General features: G+C 53.2%; 18 protein-coding genes. 8 read left to right on the top strand and 10 right to left on the bottom strand.

Annotated elements, in window-relative coordinates:
• Positions 1 to 26: 26 nt before the first annotated feature.
• Complete coding sequence (locus ACB496_RS09910) at positions 27 to 1,526, bottom strand: aldehyde dehydrogenase family protein (protein WP_371975083.1); 1,500 nt, start codon at positions 1,524 to 1,526, stop codon at positions 27 to 29.
• A 240-nt stretch (positions 1,527 to 1,766) separates the two neighbouring features.
• On the opposite strand from ACB496_RS09910, the gene feaR reads away from it, so the two are divergent.
• Positions 1,767 to 2,675 (top strand): transcriptional regulator FeaR, encoded by a 909-nt coding sequence (gene feaR, locus ACB496_RS09905; RefSeq protein WP_371975082.1) that lies wholly within the window; start codon positions 1,767 to 1,769, stop codon positions 2,673 to 2,675.
• Here feaR and ACB496_RS09900 read toward each other — a convergent pair whose 3' ends face one another.
• Genes ACB496_RS09900 through ACB496_RS09890 form a run of 3 tightly spaced genes read right to left on the bottom strand, consistent with a single transcriptional unit; the run spans position 2,676 to position 5,831 of the window.
• Positions 2,676 to 2,996, bottom strand: coding sequence for a YdbL family protein (locus ACB496_RS09900; RefSeq protein WP_371975081.1), 321 nt, complete (start codon positions 2,994 to 2,996; stop codon positions 2,676 to 2,678).
• A 7-nt stretch (positions 2,997 to 3,003) separates the two neighbouring features.
• The gene (locus ACB496_RS09895; protein WP_100780245.1) at positions 3,004 to 3,195 is read right to left on the bottom strand and encodes a YnbE family lipoprotein; all 192 of its coding nucleotides are present in this window, start codon (positions 3,193 to 3,195) and stop codon (positions 3,004 to 3,006) included.
• Entirely contained in the window at positions 3,192 to 5,831 is a 2,640-nt protein-coding gene (locus tag ACB496_RS09890) for a YdbH family protein (protein WP_371975080.1), read from the bottom strand. Before ACB496_RS09890 ends, ACB496_RS09895 begins: the two co-directional genes overlap by 4 nt.
• Before the next feature lie 209 nt (positions 5,832 to 6,040).
• Between ACB496_RS09890 and ACB496_RS09885 the strand changes: the two genes are divergently transcribed.
• A complete protein-coding gene (locus ACB496_RS09885) occupies positions 6,041 to 7,030 on the top strand; it encodes a 2-hydroxyacid dehydrogenase (RefSeq protein WP_100780247.1) in 990 nt (329 codons plus the stop codon).
• A gap of 99 nt (positions 7,031 to 7,129) precedes the next feature.
• Here ACB496_RS09885 and ACB496_RS09880 read toward each other — a convergent pair whose 3' ends face one another.
• A complete protein-coding gene (locus tag ACB496_RS09880) occupies positions 7,130 to 7,594 on the bottom strand; it encodes a GNAT family N-acetyltransferase (protein WP_371975079.1) in 465 nt (154 codons plus the stop codon).
• A 242-nt stretch (positions 7,595 to 7,836) separates the two neighbouring features.
• On the opposite strand from ACB496_RS09880, the gene ACB496_RS09875 reads away from it, so the two are divergent.
• Positions 7,837 to 8,226, top strand: a complete 390-nt coding sequence (locus tag ACB496_RS09875) for a GFA family protein (protein ID WP_371975078.1) — start codon at positions 7,837 to 7,839, stop codon at positions 8,224 to 8,226.
• 168 nt (positions 8,227 to 8,394) lie between these two features.
• On the opposite strand, the gene ACB496_RS09870 is transcribed toward ACB496_RS09875, so the two are convergent.
• Complete coding sequence (locus tag ACB496_RS09870; RefSeq protein WP_371975077.1) at positions 8,395 to 9,432, bottom strand: S66 peptidase family protein; 1,038 nt, start codon at positions 9,430 to 9,432, stop codon at positions 8,395 to 8,397.
• Positions 9,433 to 9,856: 424 nt separating this feature from the next.
• Between ACB496_RS09870 and ACB496_RS09865 the strand changes: the two genes are divergently transcribed.
• Entirely contained in the window at positions 9,857 to 10,387 is a 531-nt protein-coding gene (locus ACB496_RS09865; protein WP_371975076.1) for a glyoxalase superfamily protein, read from the top strand.
• 240 nt (positions 10,388 to 10,627) lie between these two features.
• Here the strand turns inward: ACB496_RS09865 and asd are convergent, their stop codons facing one another.
• Positions 10,628 to 11,746 carry an aspartate-semialdehyde dehydrogenase gene (gene asd / locus ACB496_RS09860; protein WP_371975075.1) on the bottom strand — a complete coding sequence of 373 codons (1,119 nt, stop codon included), beginning with the start codon at positions 11,744 to 11,746 and terminating at the stop codon, positions 10,628 to 10,630.
• Between the two features lie 514 nt (positions 11,747 to 12,260).
• On the bottom strand, positions 12,261 to 13,010 hold the full coding sequence (locus ACB496_RS09855; RefSeq protein ID WP_371975074.1) for an SDR family NAD(P)-dependent oxidoreductase: 750 nt from the start codon (positions 13,008 to 13,010) through the stop codon (positions 12,261 to 12,263).
• A 148-nt stretch (positions 13,011 to 13,158) separates the two neighbouring features.
• Here ACB496_RS09855 and ACB496_RS09850 point away from each other — a divergent pair, with 148 nt between their 5' ends.
• The 3 genes from ACB496_RS09850 (at position 13,159) to ACB496_RS09840 (ending at position 16,439) form a co-directional block, all read left to right on the top strand.
• Entirely contained in the window at positions 13,159 to 14,070 is a 912-nt protein-coding gene (locus tag ACB496_RS09850) for a LysR family transcriptional regulator (protein WP_371975073.1), read from the top strand.
• Positions 14,071 to 14,496: 426 nt separating this feature from the next.
• Complete coding sequence (locus ACB496_RS09845) at positions 14,497 to 15,030, top strand: cysteine hydrolase family protein (RefSeq protein WP_371975072.1); 534 nt, start codon at positions 14,497 to 14,499, stop codon at positions 15,028 to 15,030.
• Positions 15,031 to 15,455: 425 nt separating this feature from the next.
• Entirely contained in the window at positions 15,456 to 16,439 is a 984-nt protein-coding gene (locus ACB496_RS09840; protein ID WP_371975071.1) for a hypothetical protein, read from the top strand.
• 205 nt (positions 16,440 to 16,644) lie between these two features.
• Here ACB496_RS09840 and ACB496_RS09835 read toward each other — a convergent pair whose 3' ends face one another.
• Together ACB496_RS09835 and dcp are read right to left on the bottom strand one after the other, a co-directional pair.
• Positions 16,645 to 17,127: a glutathione peroxidase gene (locus ACB496_RS09835; RefSeq protein WP_371975070.1), complete on the bottom strand. Its 483-nt coding sequence runs from the start codon at positions 17,125 to 17,127 to the stop codon at positions 16,645 to 16,647.
• Between the two features lie 9 nt (positions 17,128 to 17,136).
• Positions 17,137 to 19,176, bottom strand: coding sequence for a peptidyl-dipeptidase Dcp (dcp, locus tag ACB496_RS09830; RefSeq protein WP_371975069.1), 2,040 nt, complete (start codon positions 19,174 to 19,176; stop codon positions 17,137 to 17,139).
• A 295-nt stretch (positions 19,177 to 19,471) separates the two neighbouring features.
• On the opposite strand from dcp, the gene ydfG reads away from it, so the two are divergent.
• Complete coding sequence (ydfG, locus tag ACB496_RS09825) at positions 19,472 to 20,218, top strand: bifunctional NADP-dependent 3-hydroxy acid dehydrogenase/3-hydroxypropionate dehydrogenase YdfG (protein ID WP_102103648.1); 747 nt, start codon at positions 19,472 to 19,474, stop codon at positions 20,216 to 20,218.
• Positions 20,219 to 20,243 lie beyond the last annotated feature (25 nt).

Raw genomic sequence — 20,243 nt, 5'->3', positions numbered from 1 at the left:
GCGTTGCCGCCACCCGACAAGGGCAATTAATACCGCACACACACCGACTTCGTTTCACACCAGCCATCCAGCCAGTCAGGACCAAAATCGCGGCCTGTGCCGGACTGTTTCATGCCGCCAAACGGCAGGTTGGCGTCGATCAGCGTATGGCTGTTCACCCACACGGTTCCCGCCTGTAAACGGTCCGTGTACTCCAGCGCTTTGCTGATATTTTGCGTCCAGACGCTGGCCGTCAGGCCATACTCCGTGTCGTTCGCCAGCTGGAGTGCCTCTTCCCCATCGGCCACTCGCACCAGATTTACCACCGGGCCAAACACCTCTTCGCGGGTCAGGCGCAGGCTGGCATCGGGGTTTACCACCAGCGTTGGCGCAACGTAATAGCCCTGTTTATCCGGGCCGCTGTTGCCGGTAATCAGCTCGGCATGGCTGAGCTGCGCCTCGTTGAGGAAGGTTTGCACTTTGTCGCAATGGGCACGGGAGACCAGCGGGTTGATGTGTGCCGTGGGCGACATGCCTGGCCCGACGCTCAGGGATTTCACCGCCTGCTCAAAGTGGCTCACCAGGGTATCAAACAGCGGTGCTTCAATGTAAATGCGCGAACTGGCGGCGCACACCTGCCCTTGATTGAGGAAGCTGCCGGTCATGAGTCCTTCCACCACCCACGCCGGGTCGGCATCTTTCAGCACGATGGCCGGGTTTTTGCCGCCCAGCTCCAGGGTCACACCCGTTAAGGTATCGGCGGCGGTGCGTGCGATCTGTTTGCCGGTGGCCGTTGAGCCAGTAAAACTCACTTTGGCGATGTGGGGATGCGAGGTTAATGCCGCACCGCACACGGCACCGCTGCCAGTGACAACGTTAAATACGCCATCGGGAACGCCCGCCTCGCTTGCCAGTTCGGCCACGCGCAGCAGTGTCAGTGGCGTGGTTTCCGACGGTTTGATCACGATAGAGCAGCCTGCGGCCAGCGCAGGCATCACCTTCCACATGCCAATCATCAGCGGGAAGTTCCAGGGGACAATTCCGGCCACCACGCCGACCGGCTCTTTGCGGGTCCACGCCTGATAGCGCGCCCCTTGCGGCAGCGGAATGGAGAGATCGAGCGTTTTGCCCGCAATTTTGGTGGTCAGCCCGGCGGTGTAGCGCATCCAGTTCAGGGTGCAGCCCACTTCAAACGCGCGGGAGATGTTAATCGATTTGCCCTGCTCCAGGGTTTCGAGCTGCGCCAGCTCTTCCGTATGCTGCTCCACCAGATCGGCAAAACGCAGCAAAATGCGCTCGCGCTCGGCAGGCAGTTTCCCGGCCCAGCTGCGTGAGACAAAGGCGCGCCAGCCGGACATCACCGCGCGATCCACATCGTCCACACTCGCATCTGCCGTCGAGGCAATCACTTCACCCGTCGCCGGATTGAATATGTTCAGACGCTTTTCACTTTCAGAGGCAGACGGGCGACCCTCGATCCACAGGCCATGATGACGGTCTAAAAACTGTTGCACGCTTTGCAGGACGGCGGTCTGTGACTCAGACATAGGGTGCTCCTTCATTATTATTCGCAGGGTGTCATCGCAGTCTAAGATGGGTTTGCAAAACGCGCTTTTATCTCTGTGACATTCGTTTTGCCACCTGTGACAGCCCCCGCAAATCATGATAATTCCGGCTTATAACACTGTTATCAGCGAGTGTTCTTTCCTATAGTCAGCCCTGACCTCTGACAAAATGCAACACAAATGCAACAATGCAAAAACATTGACAGTGCAGCGAGAAGAAAGATGGCGTGTGCAAGTGAGCAGGAAAAATATCAGCAGTGGCTGGCGCAAATTAACCAGGTGTGTGGCAGCTTTGCCGCCCGCCCGTTGCCGGGCCAGTTCATCGGTGAACTGGAAACCAGCTATGCCAGAAGCCTGAAGCTCAGCACCGTCACCGCCGCAGGCGTTAACCTGTTTCGCACCCGTCAGGAGATCAAAACCAGCAACGACGCCTGGTTTTACACCGTGTTTCAGCTCGAAGGTCAGGCTACGCTGGAGCAGGATGATAAGCAGATTGTGATCGACGCGGGCGACATTACGCTGATTGACGCCTCACGCCCCTGCTCGATCTACTGGCACGACAAATCGCGCCAGATTTCCCTGTTACTGCCGCGCCAGATTCTGGAACAGCAGTGCCGTTTCCATGAGGTGAGCTGCGCCCATAAGCTGTCGCGCACGCTGCCCACCGTGCAGCTGAGCTATCGGCTGTTGCAGGAAAGTATGGATAATGCGCAGCTGAGCGATATGGAGAGCGAAGCGGCGCTGGAAGCGATGGTGTGTCTGTTGCGCCCGGCGTTTCAGCAGCGCGAATCGGCGCCGCCGCGTAAAGAGCGTCAGTTCCAGAATGTGCTGTCGCTTATCGATTCCAATATTCAGTCGGAAGCGCTGCGACCGGAGTGGATTGCCACCGAGAGCGGGATGTCGGTACGCAGCCTGTATCGCATGTTTGCCGATAAAGGGCTGGTGGTGGCGCAGTACATCAAAAACCGGCGGCTGGACCTGTGCGCGCAGGTGCTACGCGCCACAGGCGATGATGAAAAACTGGCGGGCATTGGCTATAGCTGGGGCTTTGCCGACCATAGCCATTTTTCTACGGCCTTCAAGCAGCGCTTTGGCGTGTCGCCTGGCGAGTATCGCAAGCGCTACCGCTGATCACTTCCTCAGCCACTTTCCGTTGATACCCTTCACGTATTCGCCCGGCTGCGCGCGGGCCACCAGCTTTTGCCCGGCCATTTTCGCCACTTCATCCACCGGAATATTGTTGCTGTCCGCCAGTTTTTGGTAGCTTTCGGTACGCGCCGCGTTGATCTCGTTCACCAGCGCCAGCGTTTGTTTATCCTGACGCAGCGGCGCGATGTAGCCGCTGAGCGTCTCGCCCACCAGCCCCTGCGCGCGCGCTTCGTTTAAGGTGATCGCCTGCGCCTGAGCGCTCATGCCCAGCGCCAGCAGACCGATTGCAAGAAGTCGTTTCATGGCATCCTCAGAACAGATCGCTGCGTGATTTCAGCAGGGTTTCGACGTCTTTATCCACTTTGATATGGATTTCATGTTCGATTTTGACGTTCATATTGATGGTGATCGGCTCTTTCGGTGCCGCCACTTCGATTCGGGGCGTACAGCCTGATAGCATTGCGACCATGACCACGCCGAGCGCGCCTGTCAGCTTTTTCATTGTTGTTCCTCACATTCCTTGCCTGCCTGACAGCGGGCATCCGGTAACGCCGCGTGTTGCTCAAGCCATGCCTGTAAATTATCCCCATAGCGCAGGCTGCGCCACAGGGTAAAAAGATTCTCTTCGTGAGTGTAATTGAGGTTCACGGTGTTGCTTTTACCGTCGACGCGGCTGGTGCCGCTGATCGCCGCCTGCATGGTCAACACACCCAGATTATCTACATTGATTTTCGTCCACGAGCGAGAAATTTCCATATAGCGAAGCCAGTTAATCGCCACGCCCGCCGCCATGTTGTCTTTGACGATGGCGTCTGCCGTGTCTTTATCCAGACGCAGCGTCATCGGGCCGGGGTTAGTCAGCCAGCCGTCTTTGATGATCCATTTCTCGTTCTCCAGCCAGAACGGCAGCGCCCCGCTCACCGGGCCGGACAGGGTAAACTGTTTCGGATTGACGGCACTGATAAGTTCGCTGGAGGAGATATTCTGCACCCGCAGCAGCGCCGGATCGTGCTGCGGCATCCGCAGCTGCTGCAGGGTGATTTTTCCGCCCAACACGTCGGTGCTGACGTTGGTCAGCAGCAGTGGGTGGGATTCACTCCACGGATAATCGCCCTGCAAATCGGCGGTAATATTGCGTGCGGTGACCTGGTTTATCACTTCGGCGATGCGCAGCGTGACCGGGCCGCGCGTGCCCAGAGACCAGGTGCCTTCGCTGAAGCGGAACGGCAGTACAAAATCGACGCCGTTGATCTGGTTGTCGGGCATCCAGACGCTGCCGCTTTTCACCACGCCATGACCACCCGCTTCGAATCCTTGCCCGGCGGCCGCCGAAAACGCCACCTGAGCGTACAGTTCGCCGTCGCGCAGATTCATTTTCCAGTCGGGCGGCACCAGCGGCTGGAAGACCATCAGGGACTGTTTTGGCCACCAGGCCTGCCCGCGCAGACGCTCCCCGTCCCAGCGACCGTTCAACTGGACCGGGCCAATCGCCCCGGCGTGCAGATCGCCTTTAAACTGGAAGAACGTTGGATCGGTGCCGTCGACGCTGAACTTGAGGGTCGACGGCGGTAACACGCTGCCGCCGGAGAACGACGTTTGCTCCGCATCCAGGGAGAGCGCGCCGCTAAAGTGCGGATTGTTTTCGCCACGCATCCAGCGCACCGGTTGATCCAGCACCAGACGCGGCTTGCTCACCAGCATGGTGCCGTATTGTAGTTTATCGAAACCGGTCGAGAGCGCCGTCAGTTCGATGGCACTGTCGCGCCACTCGCCCTTCCCGGCCACATCCCAGCGGGCATTCATCGGCGTGAAGTGCCCATCGCCCCAGTAGCGCCACTGCCACAGGCCGCTGTCCGGCAGGAAGTCATTGGCTTGTCCGTCGAGATGCAGCACGAAATCGCCCATGTCGTTTTCATGGGCTTTCAGAATCGCCTGCAGACGGCCATCCACTCCTTTTTGCGAGAGTTTAACGCCCGCCAGCGGCCAGCGAATTTCGTCGATATTGAGTGAGTCGATAAGCCGACCGCGCGAACGCAGCAGCGCGCCCGGCTCAAAGACGAGCTGCGGATCGGCGAGGCTGCCCGTCAGTTGGGCTGGCAGAATCGCGTACAGAATCAGGTCGCCCTGCTTGGCTTCGCCCGCCACCTGCAGCGGCATGGCACTGTTTTCCATGCTCAGCTTGCCCGGTCCGAGGCTCAGCACGGCGTTACCTTTCCCGGCATCGCCCTGAGTCAGCACGTTCAGACGACCGCTAAAGGTGGCGTTTTCCAGCCCCTGCTGCCAGTTGTCAACTTTCACGCCCACGCGCCCGCTCAGAGGTAGCCCCTCCAGATCCCAGTGCCAGCGTCCGTCGCTGACTATCAGCTGTTCGGCGGTAAGCTGCCACGGCAAATCCAGCAGCGGATCGGGGTTATCGCGGGCGGTCAGCACCAGCTGACCACGGTTCTCTTCCCAGTCGAGATCCGCGTCTACCGGTGATGACAGCGGCGGCACCGTCAGAGTGGCCTCCGCATGGCCTTTCACCGGCACGCCGTCCGGCACCAGCGGCAGGGTAAACTCCCCCGCCAGCCTGATCGGCTGCGGGTAATCCGGCAGATGGACTTCAAACTCGCTGATGGTCAGGTTTTGCCCGCGAAGCTTGCCGCGCACCTTGACCTGTTCGCCCTGATAGGTCACGTCCTGAATGGAGGGGGTTAAAGAGATGTCGAGTTTGCCCTGCCACTGCTGCCACGGAGAGAGCGTTAGGCGATCGATGGTCAGCCAGGTGTTCGGCAGCATCGACTGCCATTCAGCAAGGGTTTTGGGCGCGGTGTTAGCCTGTTCCGCCTGCGGCAGTTTGCTCAGGCAGGCGGTATTAAGATCGAGTACGCCGATGTCCAGTTTCCAGCGGCTGGGGTGCGACAGCGTGGCGTTTTCCACGCGAGCGATTTCGCAGTCCTCTACCAGATAGCGAAGATCGGGGATAATAATTTGATTGCGGGTCAGACGCGGGCTTTTCTCGAAAGCAATGCGCGTCCCGACGGGGAGCCAGATCCCGGCAAGGGTTGGCACCCACTGGGCGAGCGTCATCAGCAGCGTCAGCGGCAGAAGAATGAACAACAGCAATAGCGCAATTGCGGCTTTGTATTTACCCCTCATGGGCAGTTAATATCCTGATTTAGCGAAAAAATAAGCCGACAGTGCCCGTCATTGTGGCATGTTTAGCCAGTCAGTTGAAGTCAACGCTATTTTTAAGGATAGTTGCTCTAGAATTATTCATAGAACTTATTGAATTCAATAATATTTTATAAATTGTAAGATTATTTTAATCATGCTAACGTGATGGTAAAATCACTGGAGAAAGTCTTATGAAACTCGCGGTATATAGCACAAAACAGTACGATAAAAAGTATCTGCAACATGTTAACGAGACTTACGGATTCGAACTCGAATTTTTTGACTTTCTGCTGACTGAAAAAACCGCCAAAACGGCGAACGGATGCGAAGCGGTGTGTATTTTCGTCAACGACGATGGCAGCCGCCCGGTGCTGGAAGAGCTGAAAAAGCACGGCGTGAAGTTCATCGCGCTGCGCTGCGCGGGCTTTAACAACGTCGATCTGGATGCGGCGAAAGAGCTGGGGTTAAAAGTGGTGCGTGTGCCGGCCTACTCCCCGGAAGCTGTGGCTGAACATGCCATCGGTATGATGATGTCTCTGAACCGACGTATTCACCGTGCTTATCAGCGCACCCGTGATGCCAACTTCTCTCTCGAAGGTCTGACGGGCTTTACCATGTACGGTAAAACCGCAGGCGTCATCGGCACCGGTAAAATCGGCGTGGCGACGCTGCGTATTCTGAAAGGTTTCGGGATGCGTCTGCTGGCGTTCGATCCGTATCCAAGTGCTGCCGCGCTGGAGCTGGGCGTGGAGTATGTCGATCTGCCGACGCTGCTCTCTCAGTCGGACGTGATCTCTCTGCACTGTCCGCTGACCCCCGAGAACTATCACCTGCTCAATCAGAGCGCGTTTGACCAGATGAAAGACGGGGTGATGATTATCAACACCAGCCGTGGCGGTCTGATTGACTCTCAGGCGGCGATCGAAGCCCTCAAAACGCAGAAAATTGGCGCGCTGGGGATGGATGTGTATGAGAACGAACGCGATCTGTTCTTCGAAGACAAGTCTAACGATGTCATCCAGGACGACGTGTTCCGCCGCCTCTCCGCCTGCCACAACGTGCTGTTTACCGGGCACCAGGCGTTCCTGACCGCCGAAGCGCTGATCAGCATTTCAGAAACCACGCTGGGTAATCTGAAACAGCTGGAAAACGGCGAAGACTGTCCGAACGAAGTGGCCTGATGTTCCAGGCCGGGTGGCGTTGACGCGTACCCGGCCTCTATAAATCCCGCAGCATAAACACCGCCAAATAGATGTGCGGATCAGGTTATTCTTAGTCCCTCAGTCAGTAATAGATTTACTCATGTTGATACCCGTCACCCCAAATCCGCTGGCTTCATAAATATGCTGAGCGCGAGCATTGTCCCCTGCCACACGCAATTTGATCTCTTTAATACTCTCAATCCGTAAATACGCTTCAAAAGCAGCCAGCGACTGTTTACCCAATCCCATTCCCTGGCAGGCAGTGAGAATATGGAAATCGTAGATAAAAGCCGTACGCATAACCGGATCAGTTTTGTACCAGAGATAACCGACATGGGCCGACTGCGCGATAATACACAACAGCATTTGGCCTGCGGTATTTACACCCTCGGGAAGCAATGCCGTTAATTCCTGTTTCGCTCTTGCCAGAGAATCCGGTTGCGATACGCGATAGTTTGATTCGATTTCATTGGCATAATCCTGAACAAAATATTCAAGATAAGCGGGATATTCATCTTCCGTCATTGCGCGGAACGTAATCACGTTTAACCTCTCAGGCCTAACCTTTTGATAGATATCATAATAGTGATAACCCCGTCGCCTTCACTCGTCAATGGAATTCACTGTTAACTACTGATTTGGGTGAGTTGGTTACGTAAAATGCGTTTTGATGATCTGCACCGGATACGGTGGGGATAATGTGTAAGGTTCTGGAGATGCTTTGAGCAAAAAACGGACGATGCTATCTTTGTCATTCTCTGAGCGTTGATAAGGTATCAACTGATATGGATTTGAAACTGTCAGGCGGATGTTTGTGCGGGTTTATCAGATTCACAGCGATTAACCCAGTTTCCACTCATTCCTGCTCCTGTGATATTTGCCAGAAGCATTCAGGTTGTCAGACCGCAGTATGGCTTGAATTCCACTCGGCGGATGTTGAATGGACGGGTGAAGGAGGCACACCTTCTTTATATCGCTCATCTAAAACCTCATCCAGAGCATTCTGCGTCAGGTGTGGCAGTTCATTAGGTGCGATTGATGACGCTCCGGTGACGGCTTTACTCAGCGGTGTTTTTGACCACAATGAAGCCGTCATTTTTTCGCCCCTCTCCCACTCTTTTCAGGATATGAAACCTGACTGGTGGAGAAAAATCATGCCCGATACCGCTGGATAAAAAAGGACGTTTTGGGCAGTTTCTCAATATTACTCTTTGTTATTCGAAGCATTCGTTCTGCCTGAAGAAGCGGACCGCCGAAGCAGCGCGAGGTCCGCTGTGAGCGAGGATCGGACCTTAAGTGCAAAAGAACAGCAAGGGCCGCCTTTGTTATTAATACTGCCTTATCTACAATTGCTGAGTTACCCAGCTACCATTTTCAGCGAAAAATACCGTCGCATCGGCTCCATTTACTAGGGATATTTGAGGAGGCATGTGACCAATATCAACATCATAAAGTACGGGCACGGCAACATTCTCAAAAGCGGATTTAAGGGCATCCAGATAATTATGTTTAGTCGGGTCGCTTACGTCGGGTGCAGCACTTCTGCCTATAAGAACACCATTTAAGTTATCAAACCAACCCTGTAATCGTAAGCTAAATAATGCGCGTGTTAATTCACAGGGAGCCATTTCCACATTTTCAAAATAGAGGATTATTCCTTGAGGGCTATTGTTCGCCTTGAACAAGGGTACATTCCCGAATGGCGTACCTGCTAACCTGGATATTATTTCGAGGCAGCCGCCGATCAGTTTCCCGCTAAATGTGAGAGGAGATGTAAAACTATCAAGGCGTTTCCACTGTGTTTTTTGGGTCAGATTGAAACCTTCGTATGACGCTGTTCCCCATTGATTTTCATCAGTTTGAAATGCTTTTGAAGAGTACTGTTTGATTACAGTTCCCCGATTCGATTCCAGAATTTCCCATACAGCCTGAGTGGTGGCATCTAACTTTTGAGCGCCAAGATCCATCAGGTTTGGCCCATGCAAAGTAGCCCAGCCCGAAATCGTAGTCAGTGGGAATTGAAGTGTACTAAGATCTGAAAAGCCCACAAACCATTTTGGTTTAGACCGGGATAAAAGATCAAAATCAATCAAATCAAGCAATTCCATCGCCAGATCACCGCCCCAAGGTGGCATAACAGCTTTTATATCTGGGTCAGTAAGATAAGACATTAATTCTTCAACGCGAGAAAATTTAGTGGCGCTTTTATTTTTGTGCTGCGAGCGTAAGCAGCTCCCTTCGCGGACTTGGTAACCTCTTTTCTTTAGGTTTTTTATGGCGAGTTCCAATCTGGGATGCAGATGTTCAGGTACGCCAGAAGATGGAGCTGTTATACCAATAACATCTCCTGGAGCCAGCTTGGGTGGAAAGAGGACACTCATGGATAAATCCTTTTCAGAACATGTAGAATTCCATAATCCATAAATAAAGCCAGGATGTAAAATCAACAGGTGAACACTCCGCTTGTTTTTTCTATGAACCTTAGAAAGGTCCGCTCCTGGCACGAAGCGGACCAGGTAACTGAAGTGAAGGTCCGCTGTGAGCGAAAATCAGACGCTGGGCTAATTGTGTTTGACGCTGGTAGCTGCAAAATCGAGTTCGCTGAGGGTGTACCTATTCAAACCTGAACACTTGTGCGATTTGCCTGGCCTGTATATTCTCATTTTAGGCCCGTGCTGCCTGCCGCTCGCTTCCTGTATGGAAATGGTGAAAGCATGTTTGTCCTTAACCTCAATGATTTAACCACTCTTGACGGTCGGGATTTGGTAATGCGGGCACCATTGTTTCCTGACGACAGGAGAAATTATGTTATCAGTAGAGCAAGCCAAGCAAATGGCTGCGAAGTTAAAAAACTCTCTAGAAATGCGTGATCATAAAATTTCTTATTCCGCCGCACTCGAAACTGTTTCACACCAATTAGGCTACAGGGACTGGAACACTGCATCGGCTGCGTTAACCCCACAGGTTCCTCAGCCTCAAATACATTTCATCAAGACTATACCCATTTTACGAATGTTCGATGAGCGCAAAGCGCGAGAGTTCTATCTCGATTTTCTTTCATTCTGTGTTGAATTTGAACATCGGTTCGAGCCCGGCTTACCTTTGTATCTGGGCATTGAACGCGAGGGTTTGCAGTTGCACCTTTCTGAACACCACGGTGACGCCAGTCCGGGAGCAACGATATTTATACCTGTGCAGAATATTGAGTTGTTCAGAGACCAGCTTCACGGAAAAAAATATGGCTATGGTCGCCCGGAAATCGTGAAGCAAGACTGGGGAGATGTTCTGGAAGTTTACGATCCTTTTGGAAATCGGCTCCGGTTCTGTCAAAGCTGATTTATTTTTCCCGATACGGAGGGTATTGCCACAGGCAATACCCTTTTTTCATACGCACACAATGTCCGCTCCTAGCACACAGCAGACGAAGGCGGTGGCACTGAAGGTCCGCTACGAGCGAAGAGCGGACGATGAAGTGAGCCATTTATGTCCATCACATCTGCGGCGACGTAGAATAGGATGTGTCGCCACAAAACCAAAGCACCTACCGAGCAGGTGCTTTGGTCTGAATAAAATGAATCAAACTCTACCGAGCAGAATATTCAACATGCGTCTCAAAGGTTCGGCCGCGCCCCACAATAGCTGATCGCCTACCGTTAAAACCGAATAGATAGGGTCATTGTTTAGCGACATTTTCTTATAACGGCCAATTCCTACTTTAAGCGAACCGCTGATAGAGGCAGGAGTCAATTTATTGACACTCTCCACCTTATTATTGGGCACATAATTAACCCAGGGATGGGAATGCGCCACTAACTCCGCAAATTCTGTTTCGCTGACTTCACGCTTGAGCTTCAGGGTGATTGCAGCACTGTGGCAGCGGATCACACCGACCCGTATGCACAAACCATTTACCGGGATCGTACCGGGAGCAAGGCCCAGGATTTTGTTCGTTTCTGCCTCACCTTTCCATTCTTCACGGCTGTTGCCATCGCCTAAATCACTATCAATCCATGGAATGATGCTACCCATTAAAGGCGCACCGAAGTTCTGAATCGGCATGTCAGCGCTTTTAATCAATTCACTGACTTTATTGACTAACGGAAGTACTGAACCTGAAGATGCCAGTTCATCGGCGGACAAATGGCTGCTGATATACGCGCTTTGCGTGATCAATTCCCGTACATACTGAGCACCGGCACCCGATGCGGACTGATAGGTCATCACGCTCATCCATTCAATGAGATCTGCTTTTATCAGCCCGGCTAGCCCCATCAGACTCAGAGTGATCGAACAGTTGCCACCAATAAACAGCTTAATTCCCTCATTGACGGCACGATCGATATGGGGGCGATTCACGGGATCGAGAATAATGCAGGCTCTTTCATCCATCCGCAGCGCTGAGGCCGCATCAATCCAGTAGCCCTTCCAGCCATGGGCAATCAATGCAGGATAAACCACTTTAGTATAGTCCCCACCCTGGCAGGTTATGATGATGTCCATTTCGGCCAGGGCACTAATGGAATTAGCATCTTTGAGTATATAGCTCACGTCACCAATGACCGGACCGGTGGTACCCGCACTGGACGTGCTGTAAAAATGCGCAGAAATATCGTCAAAGTCGTTCTCTTCGACCATGCGCTGGAGCAAAACAGACCCTACCATTCCTCGCCAACCTACAATGCCAACTTGCTTCATTTGCCTGACCTTAATAACGTTATAAAAATGTTAATTATTTTCGAAGCACGTTATATATCATCCCTAAATAAAGGTCATTACGAAGTGCATTAGATTCTGTCATTATTAAAATGTTTCATATGGCATCAGCGATTTTTATCCCTTACACAGATAAAAATCAATCATATCTATTTAATATACATAAGAAATAATGCCAAGACTGATACTGAAAGGCCTAAGCAATCAAGAATGGTATACGCACAGTTAAAGTTTGATGGGTGTCTCTCAGATGTCTGCTCCTGGCACACAGCAGCCGTTTTGACCGAACCTCGTCATAAGAAGGGAGTTATGCAAATTTTGCCGACGATAGTGATGTGATTTGCAAACGGTCGCTATGTTTTGCGAGATGACAAAACCCAGCAGGAATGGCTGGAACCGCATTGTGCGCTGTCACACTGTGGCGTTAAAACTGCGTGACACCAGCCGTCCATTGAAAAACCGTCGCCTCGTAGGATTTGACGGTGTGATATCAGTTTTAAATCTGCGCCATACCACCGTCAACAAACAGCTCTATGGCATTGATAAAACTGGCGGCATCAGACGCCAGAAACGCAACGGCTTTGCCGACTTCCGCTGGCTCACCAATCCGGCCCAACGGAACCTGCGCCGCCAGCACATCAAACAGGCCCTGACGCTGTTCCTCGGCAACCAGCCCCTCTAATCCAGGCGTTTTGACCGGACCCGGACTCACGACATTTACCCGAATACCCCGCCCCTGCAAGTCCAGCGCCCATGAGCGAGCAAAGTTTCTCACTGCGGCTTTACTGGCGCTATACACGCTAAAGTTAGCCGTCCCTTTTACCGAAACGGTGGAAGCGGTGAGAATAATGGATGAACCGGCACCAAGCAGTGGCAGTGCTTTCTGGACGGTGAATAATACTCCGCGAACATTGGTCCCGAAAATCCGGTCATAATGTTCTTCCGTTATTTCACCCAGCGCCAGCATATCTCCGCCACCGGCGTTAGCAAACAGAATGTCCAGACGCCCCGACTCTTCTGCAATTTGTGCGTAAACATTATCCAGATCGCTAAGACGGGAGATATCGGCCCGAATCCCCTTAGCCGACGGGCCGATCAACGCTATGGCCGCATCCAGTTCCTGCTGACGACGTCCGGTGATGTAGACTTTTGCCCCCTGCGCCGCCAGTTCCTGAGCACTGGCAAGACCGATTCCTGTGCTGCCGCCCGTGACCAGGGCAATTTTGTCTGAAAGTGGTTTACTCATTATCCATATCCTCGGTTGTGGGTTCGAATGGGCCGTCATTCAGCCTGTGAACTCACTCTAGCCGCAGAGAAATTATTGATAAATTAGCAAAAGTAGAAAACACTCTTTCTACAGGTGAATAATCAACTCCCTCACGGAGAACCAGAACGTGGATCAGTTAATGGCTATGCGTGCGTTTACGCGGGTGGTGGAAACGGGCAGTTTTACGCGGGCAGCGGATTCACTGAATCTGCCGAATGCCACATTAAGTAAGCTGGTTAAATCACTGGAGGCCCATCTCGGCGTGCGTCTTTTACATCGTACGACCCGGCGCGTCGTCGCAACGTCAGAGGGTCAGGACTATTATGAAAAAGCCTCGCGGGTGCTCATTGATATTGAGGAGATAGACACGTCGTTTAGCGCCTTGCAGAGCAGACCTAAAGGGTATCTGCGTATTGATGTCGGCGGCTCTACCGCACGTGAAGTCCTGATCCCGGCGTTACCGGATTTTTTGCAGCGCTATCCGGAAATCAAAATCGATTTAGGCGTTTCCGATAGGCCGGTGGATCTTATTAGCGGAAATGTGGACTGTGTCATTCGCGGTGGCGCTCTCAATGACTCCTCGTTGATCGCCCGCCACATTGGTGATGCCCCGATGGTGACCTGCGCTACGCCGGGATACCTGAAAGCCGCTGGTGTACCTGCGTATCCGGAAGAATTAAGAAATGGACATAAGCTGGTGAGCTATTTGTCTCCGCTGACGGGCAGAGCCTTTCCTTTTCGCTTTATCGTAGAAGGTGAAGAGCGGGAGATGAAGACGCAGCATCACATCGGGGTTAACGAAAGTAATGCGCATTTGGCTGCGGCCTTGGCGGGAATGGGAATCATCCAGACCTTTTGCTATGCGGCGAAAGAAGAACTGAACAACGGCACACTGGTTGAGATCCTACAAGAATGGCGCCCCGCGAGTTATCCTTTTTATGTCGTCTATCCCCAGAACAGGCACATGACGCACCGGTTACGCGTGTTTATTGACTGGCTAACCGAGGTATTCCCGGCGGCACTACGCAGTTACCGGTAATCACACCTCTTTCGATCCTGAAGGGCGCAAAAGATTCACCGATTCATCTTCTCTTGACCCCTTCTCTAATGCTTGCCCTTGGGGGGATCCGCGCTGAGCGAGGAGCGGAAGCTAAATTTTTGTCGGAATATGCCAGCCGCGAACGTCATCAATCAGGAAACATATCCTTTGAAATCTTCAATTCCCGGTGCTAAAATATGAAGAGCCGTTTTTAAGATTTGTTGTGTTTACTGATTCTCAACTCATAAGAGAATGCCGGAAAATGATTAAGCCAGCTCAGCCAGCGACAACCGTTACCACCACCGAAACCTTCGGCGGCGTGTGCGCATCTGTGACTGGCTCCTGACAAAACAGATTCTGACTCCCCGCCAAACCGGACGGGGAAGAAAATCTCTCCGTTCATGATTTACTGAATGGAGATACACCATGATTTCATCTGAAAATGCACTTTTAGTTATCGATATGCAGCAGGGGCTTTTCCGTGGCCCCTCGTCACCCCATCTCGCAGACTCGGTTTTGTCAAACATTTGCCTGCTTTTACAAAAAGCCAGGCAAGCGCAAGTGCCAGTCTTTTTTGCCCGTCACACCGGTCCTGACGAATCCCCCTTCTCTGAGCAAAGTCCCTTCACACAGCTGATACCCGAAATGAGTGTGAATGCTGAGCAAGATGTCGTTTTTATTAAAAAGTACCCCAGCTGTTTCCGGGATACGAGCCTGCAGCTTCAGCTCGGCAAGCGGGGAATAAAACAACTTGTCATCGCTGGGATGAAAACAGAATTCTGTGTGGACACTACCTGCCGTGCAGCGCCGGGGTTGGGATTCAGGACTGTGCTGATTTCAGATGCGCACACGACAATGGATAACAGCTACCTGTCAGCTAATGAAATCATCAGCCATCACAACGCCACCCTTGCTGGCCCGTTTGTGACGCTCGCGACAGCAGCGGACTGGAGCTTTTAATCTGAGAAATGAGATAAGACTGAGAGCCGCCCGCCAGGCGGCTGAAGTGCAAAAAGTCCGCTCCTGGCACAAAGTGGACTCCTATTTGGCTCAGACGAGAGTGCCAACGCAGAGTAGTTCTTGTGTCATTCACCCTGCCGCGCCGGGTAAATTTACGGCTCACTATAAAATCCGTCATCTACATTGCTAACGGATTTATAACGTTAAAAATCCGGAAGGGGCAAAATTATCTACTATCCTTAGTTCGTGGAATGCATTCCCAGTCTGATTTTTAAGTTTTCGTTTTTTAAGGTTTTACAGCTTTCCCTTTTATCTATGGCATTACCAGGCTCCTCAAGAGTCTTAATGTTGAAGGTGATAATGTTTCCTGTTTTTTCAATCAGTTCCTGGTTCCGAACGCAAAGATTAATCAAAGGACAACAGCTATGACTCACATTCACGAACACGCCTCCGTTAACACGACGTATCCTGATACGCGCCTGCCCGTGCCCGCCGCGAGCAGTAGCGCCGTCTCATGGGGCGCCATCTTTGCCGGTGCCGCAGCCGCAGCATCCCTCTCTTTGATATTGCTGATTCTGGGCGCAGGCCTGGGGCTTACGTCCGTGTCGCCATGGGAAAGCCGTGGGCTTGACGCGGGTACGGTGGGTATCGCTGCCATCGCCTGGCTGACGTTCACGCAAATTGTTGCGTCGGGTATGGGCGGCTATTTAGCCGGACGACTGCGCTCGAAGTGGGTCGATACCCACACCGATGAAGTTTACTTTCGCGACACTGCACACGGGTTTTTAGCCTGGGCTGTGGCGGCGCTGGTCTCCGCAGCACTGTTAACGAGCACGATGAGTGCCATCGTTGGCGGGGGCGCTAAAGTGGTGGGTACCGTTGCCGGAGGTGCTGCGGTGGCCACGGCGACGGGTGCAGCAAGTATGGCGAACGGATCGTCGCCTGTAGAGGGTTCGTCAATGAACTATTTTGTTAACTCACTGTTCAGGGCGAATAATCCGGGCACACCAGCAAACGGCGCAGCCGATCCCGCCTCTCCTGCCGCAGCGCCTGCTCCTGCAGCGCCCTCTCAGCAACACGTTTCTCCTGCACAGTTAGGTGAAGTGACCGGCATATTTGCCAATAGCATAACCACCGGCGCTTTACCTCAGGAAGATCGTCAGTATGTCGCCCAGCTGATTGCTCAAAACACGGGTATTACTCAGCAAGAGGCTGAGCAGCGGGTACAGAGCACCTATGACAAAGCCCAGGCTAAATTAAAAGAAGCGAAGGAGAAAGCGCAGCAAGCTGCTGATACCGCACGCAAAACCACGAGTTATCTCATGCTGTGGACATTTATTTCTCTGCTGGCCGGTGCCTTTGTCGCCAGCCTGTGTGCGACCTTCGGTGGCCGTCAACGTGATTTATAATCTTTAATTAAGCGAGAGGTCTACAATGCGCTCATTATTACTGTTCTTCTTAGGCGTTCCTATTCCCATCATTATTCTGATTGCGCTGTTTTTCCATTAATACGCTGGAGTAACAGACTGGCTGTTTAATCAGTAATATCAGAATAGTTGCCTGTAAAACATAAATGCCCGTAAGGGCATTTATGTTTTCGACTTTCCCTGATGCTTAGATTTTAAGTGCCGCAACAATGGCGGCCTCCATTTTCTCCGGGGTGGAGATGGGGGCAAAACGCTTGAGCGGTTTCCCGTCGCGCCCGATCAGGAACTTCGTGAAGTTCCACTTGATTCGCCCTCCCAGCACGCCGGGCAAGGCTTCTTTAAGGAAACGAAACACCGGGTGCGCCGCGTCGCCGTTGACTTCCACTTTCTCGAACATCGGGAAACTCACCCCATAGTTGATACGGCAGGTCTGGGTAATTTCTTCAGTGCCGCCAGGCTCCTGCTTACCAAACTGGTTGCAGGGAAAACCAAGCACCACCAGCCCCTGGTCCGCGTACTTTTTGTAGAGCATTTCCAGGCCGGCGTACTGTGGTGTGAAGCCACAATGGCTGGCAGTGTTTACCACCAGAACCAGCTTCCCCGCATAGTCGGTCATAGAGATAAGCTGGCCTTGCAGGCTGGTGGCATTAAGTTGATGAAAAGTCGTCATGCGAAAACCTTATTCACTCAATCCACGATTCAGGAGCATCGCTTCAATCCTCGGATCGTGCCCGCGCCATTTACGATAAAGTTCAGCTAAATCACTGCTATTCCCCCGCGACAAAATCGCCTCACGGAATTTCTGCCCGTTTTCACGCGTTAATCCGCCCTCCTCGACAAACCACTGATAGCCGTCGTCTGCCAGCATTTGTGTCCACAGATAGGCGTAATAGCCTGCCGCGTAACCGCCGCCAAAAATATGGGCAAAATAGCTGCTGCGATAGCGCGGCGGCACGGCGGGCAGATCCAGCCCCTCTTTTTTCAGCGCGGCGGTTTCAAACGCCTCAACATCGCTGACCGTTTCCTGCGCCCCGATGCCGTGCCAGTTCATGTCCAACAACGCCGCGCTCAGCAGCTCGGTCATGTCGTAGCCTTTGTTGAACTGCGTCGCGCTGAGCATTTTCTCGCGCAAGGCATCCGGCATCGGCTCGCCGGTCTGATAGTGACGGGCATAGTTCGCAAACACCTGCGGATGGCTGGCCCAGTGTTCATTAATTTGCGAAGGGAATTCCACAAAATCGCGCGGCGTGTTGGTACCGGATAGCGTGGCAAAACGCTGATCGGCAAACAGACCGTGCAGCGTGTGACCGAACTCGTGGAACAAGGTGATCACATCATCCCAGGAGAGCAGCGCCGCCTGGCCAGCGGCCGGTTTCTGGTAATTACAGACGTTGTAAATCACCGGGCGGGCGGAGAATTCATGGGATTGCTCAACGAAATTGCCCATCCACGCCCCGCCGCCTTTGGAATCACGTGCGAAGAAATCGCCGTAAAACAGCGCCATCCCTTCGCCGGTATGGTCGAAGATCTCCCACACGCGGACGTCCGGGTGATAGACAGGAATATCGAAACGTTCGACAAAACGGATGCCAAACAGCTGGCTGGCCACCCAGAACACGCCATCGCGCAGGGCGTTATCAAGAGCGAAATAGGGTTTAATCTGCGATTCATCGAGAGCATATTTATCAAGGCGCACGCGCTCCGCGTAATAGGCCCAGTCCCAGGCCTGCACGCTGAAATGCCCCTGCTCGCCATCGATCACTTTCTGGATATCCGCCTGCTCGCGTTCGGCGCGCGCTCTCGCGGCTGGGACGATCCCGCGCATAAATTTCAGCGCTGCGTCAGGCGTTTTCGCCATCTGATCGGCAATGCTCCAGCTGGCATAACTCTCGAACCCCAGCAGTTGTGCGCGGCGCGCGCGCAGTTGTGCCAGGCGCAGCACGATCTCACGGGTGTCGTTTTCATCGCCTTTTTGCGTACGCGTCCAGCCCGCCCTGAACAGTTTTTCCCGCGTCTTACGGTCGTGCAGCGCCGCAAGCGCCGGTTGTTGGGTGGTGTTGAGCAACGGAATCAGCCAGCGGTCAGCCAGCCCTTTTTCCGCAGCGGCACGCGCGGCCGTCGCGATCTCCTCGGCGCTCAGCCCCTCAAGCAGGTGAACATCATCCACCACCAGCCCACCGGCTTTATCCGCCGCCAGAAGATGCTGATTAAACTGGCTGGTGAGGGACGCGGCCTCGGTATTCAGCGCTTTTAACTCGGCTTTTTGCTCGTCTGTTAGCTGCGCACCGGCCAAAATAAAGTGCTGATACGTCTCTTCCACCAGGCGACGGGACTCGGCATCCAGCGACGCGGCCCCTTCCCGCACCGCCGCGACGCGTGAAAATAGCGTGTTATTCAGCCAGATATCGTTAGCCAGTCCGGCCAGTTCGGTGGAAAAGGCTTCGTCCAGTTCCTGTAAAAAATCATTGGTATGTGCCGAGGTCATCGCGAAAAAGACGCTGCTGACGCGGGAAAGCATCGCGCCGCTTTTTTCCAGCGCCAGAAGGGTGTTGGTGAAATCGGGAGCGGCGGTGTTAGCAATGATGGCATCAATATCTGCGCGCTTCTGGCGCATCGCCTCGTCAAATGCCGGGCGGTAGTGTCTGTCTTCGATTACGTCGAATCGAGGCGCCTGATAAGGCAATACGCTGACTTCAAAAAATGGATTGGAAACCGACATCGTTGACTCCTGGGCACATAATTATCCTCCCAGAGTAGGACAGGCAGCAGTGAGCTGCAATCCCCATTAACGGCAGACGGATTGCTGCAAGATATTCTGTTTCCGGGGTGATTAAAAAGCCCAGTAAGACCCGGTTTTGAATTCCAGGCGGTATAAATGTATCGCTGATATTTACTGATGACGTCACCTTTGTTGACGGAAAAGTCGATCATTTAGCGATACAAAAGTTGCCTTAACGGTGTGCCGGATGCCGTGCTATGGTTGTACAACACAAAAAGCGTTGAGGAACAGTGAGATGATCGTATTAGTTACCGGGGCAACGGCGGGTTTTGGTGAAAGCATCACGCGTCGCTTCGTCGCCAATGGGCATAAAGTGATTGCAACAGGCCGTCGTCAGGAGCGTTTACAGGAGCTGAAAGACGAGCTTGGCGATAGCATTCTGACGGCGCAGCTGGACGTGCGTAATCGTGCCGCCATTGAAGAGATGCTTGCGAACCTGCCTGCCGAATGGCGTGCCATTGATATTCTGGTGAACAACGCCGGTCTGGCGCTGGGTCTGGAGCCTGCGCACAAGGCCAGCGTAGAAGACTGGGAAAACATGATCGACACCAACAATAAAGGTCTGGTGTACATGACCCGCGCGGTGCTGCCTGGCATGGTCGAGCGCAACCGTGGGCATGTGATCAACATCGGCTCTACCGCCGGGAGCTGGCCTTACGCGGGCGGCAACGTGTACGGCGCAACCAAAGCCTTTGTGCGTCAGTTCAGCCTGAACCTGCGCACCGACCTGCACGGTACGGCTATCCGCGTGACGGATATCGAGCCAGGCCTGGTGGGCGGCACGGAATTTTCCAACGTGCGTTTCAAAGGTGATGATGCGAAAGCAGGCAAAACCTATGAGAACACCGAAGCCCTGACGCCGGAAGATGTGACCGAAACCGTCTGGTGGGTCGCGACGTTGCCAAAACACGTCAACATCAACACCGTCGAAATGATGCCTGTTAGCCAGAGTTTTGCGGGTTTAAGCGTGCATCGCGGCTGATACTTCCCTGCCCGGCCTGCGGGTC

The sequence above is a fragment of the Lelliottia nimipressuralis genome, assembly GCF_041464075.1.
Lineage (GTDB): Bacteria > Pseudomonadota > Gammaproteobacteria > Enterobacterales > Enterobacteriaceae > Enterobacter > Enterobacter nimipressuralis.
This window is presented reverse-complemented; position numbering and strand designations above follow the sequence as displayed.

Excerpts from the sequence above, each read along its gene's own strand:
- ACB496_RS09910 (WP_371975083.1), bottom strand. The coding sequence starts at position 1,526 with ATGTCTGAGTCACAGACCGCCGTCCTGCAAAGCGTGCAACAGTTTTTA.
- feaR (WP_371975082.1), top strand. The coding sequence starts at position 1,767 with ATGGCGTGTGCAAGTGAGCAGGAAAAATATCAGCAGTGGCTGGCGCAA.
- ACB496_RS09900 (WP_371975081.1), bottom strand. The coding sequence starts at position 2,996 with ATGAAACGACTTCTTGCAATCGGTCTGCTGGCGCTGGGCATGAGCGCT.
- ACB496_RS09895 (WP_100780245.1), bottom strand. The coding sequence starts at position 3,195 with ATGAAAAAGCTGACAGGCGCGCTCGGCGTGGTCATGGTCGCAATGCTA.
- ACB496_RS09890 (WP_371975080.1), bottom strand. The coding sequence starts at position 5,831 with ATGAGGGGTAAATACAAAGCCGCAATTGCGCTATTGCTGTTGTTCATT.
- ACB496_RS09885 (WP_100780247.1), top strand. The coding sequence starts at position 6,041 with ATGAAACTCGCGGTATATAGCACAAAACAGTACGATAAAAAGTATCTG.
- ACB496_RS09875 (WP_371975078.1), top strand. The coding sequence starts at position 7,837 with ATGGATTTGAAACTGTCAGGCGGATGTTTGTGCGGGTTTATCAGATTC.
- ACB496_RS09870 (WP_371975077.1), bottom strand. The coding sequence starts at position 9,432 with ATGAGTGTCCTCTTTCCACCCAAGCTGGCTCCAGGAGATGTTATTGGT.
- ACB496_RS09865 (WP_371975076.1), top strand. The coding sequence starts at position 9,857 with ATGTTATCAGTAGAGCAAGCCAAGCAAATGGCTGCGAAGTTAAAAAAC.
- asd (WP_371975075.1), bottom strand. The coding sequence starts at position 11,746 with ATGAAGCAAGTTGGCATTGTAGGTTGGCGAGGAATGGTAGGGTCTGTT.
- ACB496_RS09855 (WP_371975074.1), bottom strand. The coding sequence starts at position 13,010 with ATGAGTAAACCACTTTCAGACAAAATTGCCCTGGTCACGGGCGGCAGC.
- ACB496_RS09845 (WP_371975072.1), top strand. The coding sequence starts at position 14,497 with ATGATTTCATCTGAAAATGCACTTTTAGTTATCGATATGCAGCAGGGG.
- ACB496_RS09840 (WP_371975071.1), top strand. The coding sequence starts at position 15,456 with ATGACTCACATTCACGAACACGCCTCCGTTAACACGACGTATCCTGAT.
- ACB496_RS09835 (WP_371975070.1), bottom strand. The coding sequence starts at position 17,127 with ATGACGACTTTTCATCAACTTAATGCCACCAGCCTGCAAGGCCAGCTT.
- dcp (WP_371975069.1), bottom strand. The coding sequence starts at position 19,176 with ATGTCGGTTTCCAATCCATTTTTTGAAGTCAGCGTATTGCCTTATCAG.
- ydfG (WP_102103648.1), top strand. The coding sequence starts at position 19,472 with ATGATCGTATTAGTTACCGGGGCAACGGCGGGTTTTGGTGAAAGCATC.